Origin of the sequence: Clostridium sp. LS, assembly GCF_002760435.1 — a bacterium.
GTDB lineage: Bacteria > Bacillota > Clostridia > Clostridiales > Clostridiaceae > Clostridium.
Window position 1 is genome coordinate 14,205 of the sequence record NZ_AUUU01000028.1, and the last position, 13,282, is coordinate 27,486.

11 protein-coding genes are annotated in these 13,282 nt (G+C 31.1%); 1 reads left to right on the forward strand and 10 read right to left on the reverse strand.

From position 1 onward, the window contains the following. Positions 1-242 precede the first annotated feature (242 nt). From COL3_RS07055 to COL3_RS07070, 4 genes are all read right to left on the reverse strand, one after another. Positions 243-1,499, reverse strand: coding sequence for a DUF1015 family protein (locus COL3_RS07055; RefSeq protein ID WP_008418935.1), 1,257 nt, complete (start codon positions 1,497-1,499; stop codon positions 243-245). Between the two features lie 21 nt (positions 1,500-1,520). After that, entirely contained in the window at positions 1,521-2,429 is a 909-nt protein-coding gene (locus tag COL3_RS07060; RefSeq protein WP_008418934.1) for a D-2-hydroxyacid dehydrogenase, read from the reverse strand. A 548-nt stretch (positions 2,430-2,977) separates the two neighbouring features. Continuing rightward, positions 2,978-3,907: a carbohydrate kinase family protein gene (locus tag COL3_RS07065; RefSeq protein WP_207655439.1), complete on the reverse strand. Its 930-nt coding sequence runs from the start codon at positions 3,905-3,907 to the stop codon at positions 2,978-2,980. Continuing rightward, complete coding sequence (locus tag COL3_RS07070) at positions 3,898-4,656, reverse strand: hypothetical protein (protein ID WP_008418932.1); 759 nt, start codon at positions 4,654-4,656, stop codon at positions 3,898-3,900. The genes COL3_RS07065 and COL3_RS07070 overlap by 10 nt, the downstream gene beginning before the upstream one ends. Positions 4,657-4,849: 193 nt before the next feature. Here COL3_RS07070 and COL3_RS07075 point away from each other — a divergent pair, with 193 nt between their 5' ends. Further along, a complete protein-coding gene (locus tag COL3_RS07075; protein ID WP_008418930.1) occupies positions 4,850-5,923 on the forward strand; it encodes a metalloregulator ArsR/SmtB family transcription factor in 1,074 nt (357 codons plus the stop codon). 94 nt (positions 5,924-6,017) lie between these two features. Here COL3_RS07075 and COL3_RS07080 read toward each other — a convergent pair whose 3' ends face one another. From COL3_RS07080 to COL3_RS07105, 6 genes are all read right to left on the reverse strand, one after another. After that, positions 6,018-7,673: a peptide ABC transporter substrate-binding protein gene (locus COL3_RS07080; protein WP_008418927.1), complete on the reverse strand. Its 1,656-nt coding sequence runs from the start codon at positions 7,671-7,673 to the stop codon at positions 6,018-6,020. A 96-nt stretch (positions 7,674-7,769) separates the two neighbouring features. Further along, a complete protein-coding gene (locus tag COL3_RS07085) occupies positions 7,770-8,750 on the reverse strand; it encodes a dipeptide ABC transporter ATP-binding protein (protein WP_008418925.1) in 981 nt (326 codons plus the stop codon). Next, positions 8,750-9,757 (reverse strand): ABC transporter ATP-binding protein, encoded by a 1,008-nt coding sequence (locus COL3_RS07090; RefSeq protein ID WP_008418924.1) that lies wholly within the window; start codon positions 9,755-9,757, stop codon positions 8,750-8,752. Before COL3_RS07090 ends, COL3_RS07085 begins: the two co-directional genes overlap by 1 nt. 12 nt (positions 9,758-9,769) lie before the next feature. Then, positions 9,770-10,714 (reverse strand): ABC transporter permease, encoded by a 945-nt coding sequence (locus COL3_RS07095; protein WP_008418922.1) that lies wholly within the window; start codon positions 10,712-10,714, stop codon positions 9,770-9,772. Positions 10,715-10,726: 12 nt separating this feature from the next. Then, positions 10,727-11,653 carry an ABC transporter permease gene (locus COL3_RS07100; protein WP_008418920.1) on the reverse strand — a complete coding sequence of 309 codons (927 nt, stop codon included), beginning with the start codon at positions 11,651-11,653 and terminating at the stop codon, positions 10,727-10,729. Positions 11,654-12,105: 452 nt separating this feature from the next. Further along, the gene (locus COL3_RS07105; protein ID WP_008418918.1) at positions 12,106-13,224 is read right to left on the reverse strand and encodes a 4-hydroxybutyrate dehydrogenase; all 1,119 of its coding nucleotides are present in this window, start codon (positions 13,222-13,224) and stop codon (positions 12,106-12,108) included. Between the last annotated feature and the right edge of the window lie 58 nt (positions 13,225-13,282).

The following is a 13,282-nucleotide window of genomic DNA, read 5'->3' on the forward strand; positions in this document are numbered from 1 at the left end:
AATACTGTATATTGATATTAATACAATAATTATATACTCTTTTTTTAATTTCATTAGTGATGTAGTGATTAAGACATATAAAGAAATGAACTATAATTTTAAGCACAAAAAGAGCATAAATTCAAGATCAACAAACCCACGTAAAGGCCTTGTTTTTCTCGCTTTTATGCTCTCTCTTTATTTCTATTTTTTATTCCCTATTTCTAATGCTCCGCCTCGTACTTAGTCTTTTTTAAAGACAATTATTTTAATTTATGAACAAATAATCCACTTCTAAGCTTTGGTTCAAACCAAGTTGATTTTGGTGGCATTACTTCTCCAATATCAGCAACACTCATTATATCACTAACTTCAGTAGGATACATTGAAAATGCTATCTTCATGTCAGTATGAACTCTTCTTTCAAGCTCCTTAAGCCCTCTAATTCCACCAATGAAGTCTATTCTATCTGACGTTCTTACATCTTCAATTCCTAAAATAGGTGTTAAAACGTTGTTTTGAAGTATTGCAACATCAAGACTATCTATTGGATCTTCAGCATTATAAATCCCGTCCTTAGCCTCTAGTGAATACCACTTTTCTTCTACATACATTCCAAATGTATGCTTTTTAGCTGGCTTTATTGGATCTTCACTAGTTGATTCTTTTACGATAAATTTTTCCTTAAGCTTTTCAATTAATTCATCTTTAGTTAAACCATTTAAGTCTTTAACTACTCTATTATAATCCATAACCATTAAATCATTATCTGGGAATGCAACTGCTAGGAAATAGTTAAATTCTTCGTCTCCAGTATAATTAGGATTCTCAGCTCTTCTCTTTAACCCAACCTTTACTGCTGATGCTGATCTATGATGACCATCAGCAATATATAGATAATCTATTTCTTTAAATAAATCTATTAATTCACTTATAATAATATCATTATCTATAACCCAAACAATATGAGTGATTCCATCTTCAGCCACAAAATTATATACTGGCTTTCTTTTACTTTCATTTTGAATCCAAGCATCAATTATTTCAGAAGCAATTTGATCTTCCTTATATGTTAAGAAAATAGGTCCAGTATTTGCATCACAATAATCAACATGGTTAATTCTATCTTGTTCCTTATCTGCTCTAGTAAACTCATGCTTCTTTATAACATTATTCATGTAATCATCAATTGATGCACAAAATACTATCCCTGTTTGAGATCTTCCATTCATTATTTGTCTATATATGTAAAGACAAGGCTTCTCATCTTGAGCAAATTCTCCATCTGCTATCATTCTATCAAGATTTTCTCTAGCCTTTTCATATACCTTAGGATCATGTATATCTATTGATGGATCTAAATCTATTTCCGGTCTATCAACATGAAGAAATGAGTGTGAATTTCCAACTACCATTTCTCTTGCTTCATCACTATTCATTACATCATAAGGTAAAGCAGCTATTTTTGAAGCTAATTCTTTAATTGGCCTTATTCCCTTAAATGCCTTAACTACTGCCATTGAAAAATTCCTCCTAAATAATTATAACTTAAAGAATTCTTTAATTATTGAAACTACTTCCTCACCTATTCTTGTTTGAGCTTCTGCAGTTGCAGCTCCAATATGTGGTGTAGCACTAACTTTTGGATGGTTAACTAACTTTTCATTTTTAGTTGGCTCTTCTTCAAATACGTCAATACCTGCTCCAGCAATTTCTCCATTATCAAGAGCTTCTATTAATGCTGCCTCATCAACAACTTTACCTCTAGCACAGTTAATAAGATATGCTGTATTCTTCATTAATTCTAATTCTTTCTTTCCTATTAATGAACCTGCTGCTTTATCGTATGGAACATGAAGAGATATAAAATCTGAAGTCTTTAATACTTCTTCTAATGAAACAAAATCATAAGCTAAATCATCATGCTTTCCTTCAATTGTATAATATACAACCTTCATGCCTAAAGCAGTAGCTTTTTTAGCTAAAGATTGACCTATTCTTCCCATACCAACAATTCCAAGTGTTTTACCTGCAATTTCAGTTCCTTCATATTTCTTTTTATTCCATTCACCATTTCTCATAGTATAGTTAGATATAGCAATAAATCTTGCAAGTGCAAACATATGACCAATTGCAAGTTCTGCAACTGAATCCGAACTAGCAGCTGGAGTATTTCTTACTGCAACCCCTGCAGCTTCCCCAGCAGGAATATCTATATTATCTATTCCTACACCAGCTCTTATAGCTAATTTTAAGTTTCCACCTTTTTCTGCTGCAAATACGTCAGAAGTAAGCTTAGTAGCTGATCTTATAACTATTGCATCAAAATCCTTTAATTTTTCTCCTAATGCATCTTGATCAATATGTTCGTTAACAACTTCTGCTCCTAATGCTCTTAATGATTCAATCGCTGCGCTTTCTAATCCATCGTTTGTTAATACTCTAATCATTTTATAAATCCCCCTTAAATTAAATATGCTTATTACCTATTATTTTTTATCTTTTTACTGGAGTTTAATGCATGTTCAAGATAGATAATTGTTTTAATTATCTATTGTTAATAAATATTACGATATTTGCAAAGTGTATATCCTATTAAAACCATCTGAATTATAGGCCTAAAAAAAAGCATAAATCTAAACTTTACTATATTTTCAAATAACTTTTAAATTTTGCAACACCTTATAACAATTATAACTTTTTTATTTCTTAATTTGCAATATATATTATATATGCTTAAAACTCATTTGTTTTATTCTACTACTTATTGAGTCTCAATTCAAGACTTTATTGCTCTGAATTAAATTTTTTAGATAATATATTAATATTTAATCCTATTTATTCTAATGAAATTTCTTAAAATATCCACTAATAATTATTATTTCAATAAAATCCGTGTTAAATAATTACATAAAATAAATGCTTACATAATTAATATATTTGCAAACTATGTAAGCATTATAAATATTTTAGTATATTTGAAAACTTATGAATAAATTTAATTACTACTGTAATATTTCTCATATTCTTCATTTATAACTTCTTCACTTAATTCTTGAAAGGCTAGCTCACTAGACGTAATACACAAACCCGCGCATATTGTAGCCAAACCTAAGCATTCTTCTATGGGCTTTTCCTTTAAATAACCATACAAAAAGCCTGAGAAAAAGCTATCGCCAGCTCCATTAGCATCTTGTAATTTATATTCATCTATTATTTCAGTTTCAATCCACTGCCCATCCTTGGTCAGCGTTGTTGCACCATTTTTTCCATGAGTACATATGATAGCTTCCTTTCCCTTTTGCATCCAGGTATCCATTATATCTCTATAATTATCCATGCTATCTGAACTCACAAATATATAATCTGCTAATTCAATGTACTCCTCATGGTATGGATTTCCGACATTATAATCATGAAGATCAGTCCATACGGGCTTGTTATATTTTTTTATAATCGGTATTAATTGTTTCGTATAACCTACTATATTTAATATTATGATATCACTTTCTTTTACTAATTGTTCTATTCTAGCCATATTTAGTGTTGTGTCACCCGATGATTGAGTAACAAAAATAGATATTCTATTCCCATTTGGATCCATCAAATTCACATGTCTCTCTGTCCCTTTCTCATCTATATCATAAATAAAATTTACACCTTCTTTTTCAAGACTTGAAATTATCTTTTGACCGTAAATATCATTTCCTATTACAGAATGAAGAGTTGTATTAACGTTAAGTTTTGCCAAATTAATAGCCTTTCCAGCGCCTGTTGATCCTATTGTTTCATTAAAAGGTGCATAAAATATAGTTTGTGGCTCTGGTTTGGGTAATTCATCAAGATGAATTATTGAATCAAAGGTTGTTCCACCTATTACTAATATTTTTTCATTAAAATCTCCCCTCGCATATTTTTTTATAGCAATTTCATTATCTTATCTTTCATAACTTTGTTTATTGCAAAATTTGAATCTAAAAAATTTAAAATAACTTCTGCAGACTTTGGTATTTTCTCATAACCAAGTAATATTTCAGAAAGTATAACCGCATTATTAGGATATCTAAATTCAAATCTTCTATCTATAGAAAATATATCTTCATTTATAGATTTAGGTTCTTCTATCATTGTAATCAACTCCAAAACTCTATCTTTAGCATAGTTTTGAATGAAGTTATATGCCGAAAGTTTTTCCCCTCTTCTATATCTTCCTAATCCTACATATAAATTAGTAAGTGCCTCTCCTATTAAAAAGTCCATGTCTTTTTTCATGTTTTTATTTTCTTTAACTGTTGGTATGCATACTTCTGAATTAAAAAATTTCGATTTCCAAACTATCCTTCCCTTTGAGAAAGGTATATTTATTAATTCATGTGGCTCAAATATAGCAAATTCACAAAAAACTCCATCATTGAATAGAAGTTTATATCCATCCTTAGTATTTTTAAACTTAAACGTTATAGCTTCAATACTTTCTAGCCAATCCAGATTACTAATGAAACTTTCTTTAAATCCTTCTTTACATATAACAAAAAAGTCTAAGTCTGAGTATTCATCGATTCTATGAGTTTCTATTCCAACTGAACCTAATCCCAATAGTGCTAATGCTTTCTCCTTTTTACTTAATGATATCCCAATTTCATCTAATCTTTCTAATAGTTTTTCTTTAATATTCATTTAATCACCTCTCTTTAGTTAGATATTTATCTAATTAAGATTATATTAGAAATATATCTACGAATCAATATATATATTAAAATTTACTTCTAAACATAAATATATAATTTGATTTTCACAGTTATATATTATATAATTATGAAAACTTGATATAACTTAGATAAATATCTAATTCAAATTATGGAGGTTAATTATGATTAATTTTAAAAATATTTATTTTGAAAACCATCTTCCAATGGAATTTTTATATTCCATGTTCGCAATTGGAACTGGAAAGCATTTTTCTGATATGATACGTGAATTTGATTTGGAGCCTAATGAGAAAATAATTGCTGTAACAGCAAAAATGACTTCTGCTCTCTCCTCTTACTTGAGTCAAGAACTAAAATATTTTTTTGATCTTCCAGGATTAGGTTACATATTATATAAACACATATTACGAAATCATCATTTAAAAAGTATAGATCATTTCCTTAAAGATTTCGAAACCGTGGAAGCTATAGATTTTGCATACGATGTTGTAAAGAGTGTATGTAAGAGCAATCTATCCGGAGAAAATACTTCTGAATATAACAATTTTGGAAAAAGCACTGCTGAAATGATAATGCTTGTAAACCAAACAATCTTTCAAAATTCTGAAAGAAAACAAAGAGTATTAGAAATCCTTGAAAATCCAGAAGAGTCAAAGCAACGCTTAAATCTTTTATTAAAACAATTTTATACAAGGTGCTTTAGCCCAATTGAATCAGATATAACCAACATAATTTCGGAAAGCATAGTTAGATATAAATCCGAATTTAATAATTCTCCAAAAGAATTTATGGATAAGTATTTTAACTTTGATTTAACATCTGCCAATACAGAAGTCGTTATTCACACGAGCTTTTTTAAATATGTTAGTTGGCACAATTATTCACTGTATTCAGAAGAACTAGCTGATTGGTTCATACTAGGAATATACTCAGATTTGCTATTTAATAAGAACTTATCTTCTGAAAGATTAGCAGCTTTCTTTAAATCATTATCAGATATTAATAGGATAGAAATACTTAAGCTCTTATCTGAAAGACCTTGGTTTGGGCAAGAATTGGCTGAGAAATTAAATATTACTCCAGCTACAGTCTCCTACCATATGGCATTTTTACAAAGAATAGGTGCCGTAACCTTTATTAGATCTGATAATCGCTCATATTACTCCTTGAATAATGCTAAATTTATCAGAATGCTTGAAGACTTCACAAGCTTTTTTAAAGCCAAGCCGTTATAGCATGCCTCTTAAATTCCTTCTTCTACTCTTTATATAAGGAGAAAAAAAATAAGGAGAATAATTTCTCCTCATTTTTTAACTTTAAATTTTTATTTTATTTACCTTCCATATAAGCTTCATCGAAGTATATATATCCAAGTGGGGATGTCTTAAGACCTTTTATAGTGTCTTTAATTCCCATTGGTTGAGTATCATAGAATAAAGTTATTACTGGCATATCTTCCATTAATATATCTTCTGCCTTATGAAGCATTTCTAGTCTCTTATTAGCATCTTGTTCAGCTTTTGCCGCAACAATTAATTTATCATATTCCGGATTATTGTATCCTGAATTATTTTGTCCAGAAGTACTTTGAAGCATATCTAGGAATGTCATTGGATCTGTATAATCTGCAACCCATCCATCTCTAGCCAGCTCATATTTCTTGTCGTTTCTTGTTGCAATTAAAACTTTCCATTCTTGATTTTGAATTTGAACATCTATTCCTAGGTTCTTCTTCCACATATCTTGAACCGCTTGAGCAATAATTCCGTGTTGCTTTTCAGGATTGAACATTAATACAACCGATGGGAAGCCCTTTCCATCTGGATATCCAGCTTCAGCTAATAATTTCTTAGCTTCTTCTACATTTCCTTTTGGATCAAAGTAAGTTTTTCCTGCGAAATCTTTACCATCTGCGCCTATTATACCTGTTGGTACAAAACTATGCGCTGGAGTTTGACCACCCTTAGTTACATTATCAACGATTGATTGTCTATCTATAGCAAGATTTAATGCTTTTCTAACTTTTGGGTCTGCTAAAACCTTAGCTGCATTTGGATCCACTTCTTTAGCTTTGTCAGAAACGTTAACTGAATAGAAGTAGTTACTTAATAAATTTATTACCTTAGCACTTCCATCTTTTATAGCTGCTTGAACTTCAGATTTTGGTACATTATAAACCATATCAAATTGTCCAGATTTGTAGCTTGCCCAAGCTGAAGTATCTTCAGTAACAAATTTTACATTTATCTTGTCTAATTTTATTGAATCTTTTGCATAATAATTTTCATTCTTTTCTAATACTAATCCATCCTTAATCTTATAGTCAGTCATCTTAAATGGACCATTTGAAACATAAGTAGCCGCACTATTTGCCCAATCTTTATTTCCTTCAACAACTTTTTGATCTACTGGGAAATAACATGGGAATGCAGTTAAATTTAAGAAATATGAACATGGTGAAGCTAAAGTTACTTGTAATGTTTTATCATCAGTTGCCTTAACTCCGACTTGATCCACAGAACCTTTTCCTGCAGTATATTCTTTAGCACCTTTAATGTACTCCATTTGATATGCATATTCAGCTGCTGTTTCTGGATTCATTACTCTCTTCCATGCATACTCAAAATCACTTGCTTTAATCGGATCTCCATTTGACCACTTAAGACCGTCTTGTAAGTGGAATGTATAAACAGTTCCATCTGCAGAAAGATCATATGATTTTGCAACTCCTGGTATTGCTTTATTATCTTTATCTACCTTGTATAAACCTTCAAATGCATTTACCAATATAATTGAGCTATCAACTGCTTGGTTTAATGCTGGATCTAAAGTTTTTGGATCTGCTCCTAAGTTAAAATTAAGTTCTTGCTTACTAGCTGTTTTCTTGTCACCAGTTGAAGATCCACCACAACCAGTTAACACTGAAATCCCTACAGCTGCTGTTAAAACAACTGCACAGATTTTTTTTAGTTTACTTGTTTTCATTATATTTCCCCCTTATATTATTTATTTAATATGCTGTTTTGGTTAGTACTTATAACTTTCCTTAACAGTACACTGTTACTTATTAAAAATAGTATCTTAGTCATACAAATGACATGCTACAAAATGTCCTGGTTTAACTTCTTTTAATTCTGGATCTATTTCTGAACATATTGGTTTTGCATATCTACATCTGCCTTTAAATCTGCATCCTGGTGGTGGATCTATCGGTGATGGAAGGTCTCCTTCTAAAACTATTCTTTTATTATTTTTAGCTACATCTGGATCTGGTATTGGTACTGCTGAAAGTAATGCTTGTGTATATGGATGCAATGCTTCAGAGTATACCTTATTACTTTCTCCTTTTTCAACCATCCTTCCAAGATACATAACTCCTATATGAGTGGATATATGTTTAACCATTGAAAGGTCGTGCGCTATGAAAAGGTACGTTAAACCTAATTCCTCTTGAAGTTCTTCAAGCATATTTATAACTTGAGCTTGAATAGACACATCTAAGGCTGATATAGGCTCATCACAAACTATTAGTGAAGGCTCAACAGCTAACGCTCTTGCAATTCCTATTCTTTGCCTTTGTCCTCCAGAAAATTCATGAGGATATCTATTTATATGATCACTAGCAAGACCTACCTTTGATAGTAAACTTCTTATCCTCTCTGTTCTTTTCTCTCCTGTTAGTAATTTATGAATATCAATAGCTTCACCAATTATATCACCAACAGTCATTCTTGGATTTAAAGATGCATAAGGATCTTGAAATATCATTTGCATATCTTTTCTTAATGGAACCATATCTTTAACAGAATTCTTTGTTATATCTTTCCCTTTAAAAATAATTTGCCCTGATGTTGGTTCATACAACTTCAAAATAGTTCTTCCAGTAGTTGTTTTACCACAGCCCGACTCACCTACTAATCCTAAAGTTTCCCCTTTATTTATTGTAAATGAAACTCTATCTACTGCTTTTACATAGCTATGGCCTCTAAACAAACCTCTTTTCGCAGGGAAGTATTTACATAAATCTTTAACTTCTAAAATTATCTCTTTATTAGATTCCACTACTTCATCCTCCTTATAGGTGATTCGACCTTGGGTGCATCTTCATGACACAACCAACATGCTACTTTGTGTTTTTCTCCCACTTCAAATTGTGGTGGCTGTTTTTGAACACAAATTTTCATTGCGTAGTCACATCTAGCTGCAAATGGACACCCAGTTGGTGGTTTTAATAAATCTGGTGGTTGTCCCTCAATAGGTATAAGCTTTTCTTTAATATCTTCTTTAGGATTTGGAACACTTCTTAAAAGTCCCCAAGTATATGGATGCTTACCTCTATAGAAAATATCTTCTGTCGTTCCTGTTTCAACAATTATTCCACCATACATTACATTTATTCTAGAACAAACATCTGCAACAACACCTAAATCATGAGTTATTAAAATAATTGCTGTGTTAAGTTTTTCTTTCAACTCTTTCATTAAGTCTAAAATTTGAGCTTGAATTGTAACATCTAGCGCTGTAGTTGGCTCATCAGCTATGATAAGCTTCGGCTCACAAATTAAACTCATAGCTATCATAGCTCTTTGTCTCATACCACCTGAAAATTCATGAGGATATTGCTTCATTCTCTTTTCTGGACTTGGTATTCCAACTAATCCAAGCATTTTTATAGCTTCTTTTTTAGCTTCAGCTCTACTAATTTTTCTATGTTTTAATAACGGCTCTATTAATTGATCTCCTATAGTATATACCGGATTTAGAGAAGTCATAGGATCCTGGAATATCATTCCTATTTCATTTCCTCTAATCCCTTCCATTACAGATTCCTTAACATTAGATATATCTTTCCCATTAAAATGTATCTCTCCGCCAGCAAGTCTTCCATTGTCAGCTAATAATCTCATAATTGACATCATGGTAACACTTTTACCGCAACCTGATTCTCCAACTATACCTAGCGCTTCTCCTTTTTCTAAGTAGAAAGATACACCTCTTACAGCATGTACTTCCCCAACACTTGTCTTAAAGGAGGTTTCTAAGTTTTTAACTTCTAATAACTTTTCCACTGTCTTTTCCTCCTATCTTTTGTTCTTAGGATCTAATGCTTCGTTTAATCCATCACCAAAAAGATTAAATGCTAATATAATTAAACAAATCATCGCTGCTGGGAACAATAATTGGTAAGGATATGTATAAATTGCTTGCATTGCTTCATTTGCAAGTGTTCCAAGGGATGCTATTGGTGGAACTAATCCAAGCCCAATGAAACTTAAGAACGCTTCAGTGAATACAGCTTCTGGAATTAACAATGTTATTGTAACCATTATTGATCCTATGCAGTTTGGGATAAGGTGTCTTATCAATATTCTAAAATTTGAGGCTCCTAAGGCTTTTGCTGCTAGAACAAATTCTTGTTGCTTTAATTGAAGTACATCTCCTCTAACTATTCTTGCCATTCCAATCCAGTATGAAATAGACAGTGATAATATAATTGTCCAAAGACCACTTCCACCACTTCCTGGTTTATTTAAAATAGTCATTAGTATTATTACATATATAGTTAATGGAATTGAATATAAAACATCTACAATTCTCATTAATATGCTATCTACTTTTCCTCCAAAATACCCTGCTATTCCACCATATAACACACCAATTACTAAGTTAATTAGTGCTGCTACTACAGCTATTATTAACGAATATCTAGCTCCAAAAAATACTCTTACAAAAATATCTCTACCTAATTGATCTGTTCCAAACCAGTGCTCTGAAGAAGGCTTCAAATTTGTTGCACCTAGGTCATTATCTGAATAATTAAAGCTTGAAAAATGAGGAATCAAAATTGCAGCTGTCACTATTACTATTATTACCAACAAAGCTCCCATAGCCATCTTTTTACTCTTTAATCTATTCCATGCATCTTTCCAATAGCCAACACTTGGTCTAACAATTACATCCACCTTTTTCTCTTCTTCAGTTAGGGGAGTAAATAAGTCATTATCTATTTTTAATTGTTGTTCCACTTTATTTCCCTCCTAAACTTCTGCATCTTGTAATTTTATTCTTGGATCAATTACTACGTACATTATATCCACAATAAAATTGAACATTATTAACATGGTGCAATAGAATACTGTTACTCCTAGTAACATTGTATAATCTCTATTGGTAACCGATTGTACAAACTCATTTCCAAGTCCAGGTATAGCAAAAATCTTCTCTGTAACAAAACTTCCTGTTAAAATACTTGCTACTAATGGCCCAATATAAGTAACAATTGGAATCAATGAATTTCTTAGAGCATGTTTAAATACTACCGTACCTTTACTTAGCCCCTTAGCTTTTGCAGTTCTTATGTAATCGGCTTTTAATACGTCTAAAAGCTTATTTCTAGTTAATCTTGTAATAAAAGACATGGATGCTGCCGATAATGCTATTGATGGCATTATATAATTCTTCCAATCACTAAATCCAGTCGGTGGTAAAAGTCCAAGCTCTACAGCAAGTACATATATTAACACTGCACCTATTACGAAACTAGGTATTGTAATCCCAAGTGTTACGATAAATATTATTAGTGAATCCGGCCATTTTTCATGATTTAGTGCTGCTGTCACACCTAATCCTACTCCAACTATTACTGCTATTGCTACTGCTACCATACCTACCTTTGCTGATGCAGGGAATGAAGTAGCTATAGTATCTGTTACGCCTCTGCCATTGAAAATCATGGATTCCCCTAAATCACCTTTAACCAAGTTTTTCATATACATTGTATATTGCTCCATTATAGGTTTGTCCATCCCGTATTTAGCTTCCATATTAGCTTTAACTTGTGGTGTTAACTTATCACCGTCAAATGGCCCTCCTGGCATAAGTCTCATTAGAAAAAACGTTAATGTTATTACAACCCATATTGTTAATAGACTTGCAACTAATCTTTTGCCAATATATTTTAGCATGTGTTCCTCTCCTTCTTTGATTTTACTTTATATAACAGTTTATGAATTAAAATATTATTTTACTTATTAATTAAAATCCTAATTTCGCCGAGAATTTTACATGAATATTTAAGTTTTTCTATAAAATACTATATTTTTTACTTTTTTCAGGAACCGCTTTCACATTTAACATATTAATGGAGTCATTAAACACACTTCAACGTTTAATAACTCCTTTGTTATTTCAATTTATCAATATTTAATTTTTTTAAGAAAAAATTTAAGTTATTCGCAATATAATATCATTATAATAATATTTTTATTTGTATGTGTCAACATTTTTTTCAAAACAGATAAAACAATTTTTTAATTTGTTAACATTACTTCTATTAATAATAAGTATAGCACTTCTTATATAGACTACCAAAAGAGCATGGAATTAATTTTCTTACTTCCATACTCTCTCAATATCTTCATATATATAGTGACTTATATATACCATAAATTTCTTCTCTATTCAGTTTCGCATAATTGTTAGCCATTAATCTTTGCTGTTTTTCAATTACACTATCTGCAAACTCTGATAATTCTCCTTCGCTAACCCCATATTCATATAGAGACTTCTTTGTAATTAAATTATTTAATAAATTTTCTATATATTCATAAACCTTATCCTCAGTACATTTCAGTAGGGAAGCTAAGAATTTATTCAGTTCTTTAATTTCTCCATCTGGATTAATTTTTTGATACACTTTAAATATTCCCGTAAACATAACATAGTTAGCTTCTCCATGAGGTACATGATATGCTGAACTTAGCGGATAGCTCATTGCATGAACTGCTGCACATCCTGCATTTCCAAAGGCAATTCCAGCATAATTACTCGCTAAAAGAAAATCATCTAATATCTCTTTACTCGCATCCTTTCCTTCTTCTTTAATCTTTTTGTAACCTTTAAGTATTATTTCCATCGCCTTTATAGAAAAAAGCTTTGTATGTGCGGTTGCTTTAGGCGATAAATATGATTCTATTGCGTGAATAAATGCGTCTATTGAACTAGTCGCAAACACATCAAATGGCAAACACTGTAGTAATTCTGGTATCATAATAGCACTATCAGCATATAATTCATCTGTCGCTAGTCCCATTTTAGTATTTCTTTTCTTTAATTCTAAGATTGAAATATTTGTAACTTCGCTTCCAGTACCGCATGTAGTTGGTACCAAAACCAATTCCTTCTCTTTTATAATTTCTAGCTTATGATCAAACAAATCCACAACTGGTGAAATATTCTTTAAGGCAAATAATTTTCCTATATCAAGAATAGACCCTCCTCCAATGGCAATAATCCTCTCATAAGATATCCTCTTAATATTTTCATACATAGCTTCAACCATTTCATCTGAAGGCTCACCACTTCCATAGTTTTCTCTGAACAAAACAGCAGCCTCGTTCACATTAGATTTCAAGTAATCATCATAAATCCTTTTATTTGTAATTACCAAATCGTCTTTTCCAATACGGAATTCCTTACAAAAAGTTTTGCAATCATCATATTTATATATTGTAGGGTTCAGCATTAGTTGTTTCATAAATATATATCCCCTCCTTATTAAAAAAAGATGCTATATATATGTATATAGCATCTTT

What these genes read in the sequence shown, in the direction of transcription:
- COL3_RS07055 (WP_008418935.1), bottom strand. Translation starts at nt 1,499, where the DNA reads ATGGCAGTAGTTAAGGCATTTAAGGGAATAAGGCCAATTAAAGAATTA.
- COL3_RS07060 (WP_008418934.1), bottom strand. Translation starts at nt 2,429, where the DNA reads ATGATTAGAGTATTAACAAACGATGGATTAGAAAGCGCAGCGATTGAA.
- COL3_RS07100 (WP_008418920.1), bottom strand. Translation starts at nt 11,653, where the DNA reads ATGCTAAAATATATTGGCAAAAGATTAGTTGCAAGTCTATTAACAATA.
- COL3_RS07075 (WP_008418930.1), top strand. Translation starts at nt 4,850, where the DNA reads ATGATTAATTTTAAAAATATTTATTTTGAAAACCATCTTCCAATGGAA.
- COL3_RS07105 (WP_008418918.1), bottom strand. Translation starts at nt 13,224, where the DNA reads ATGAAACAACTAATGCTGAACCCTACAATATATAAATATGATGATTGC.
- COL3_RS07080 (WP_008418927.1), bottom strand. Translation starts at nt 7,673, where the DNA reads ATGAAAACAAGTAAACTAAAAAAAATCTGTGCAGTTGTTTTAACAGCA.
- COL3_RS07070 (WP_008418932.1), bottom strand. Translation starts at nt 4,656, where the DNA reads ATGAATATTAAAGAAAAACTATTAGAAAGATTAGATGAAATTGGGATA.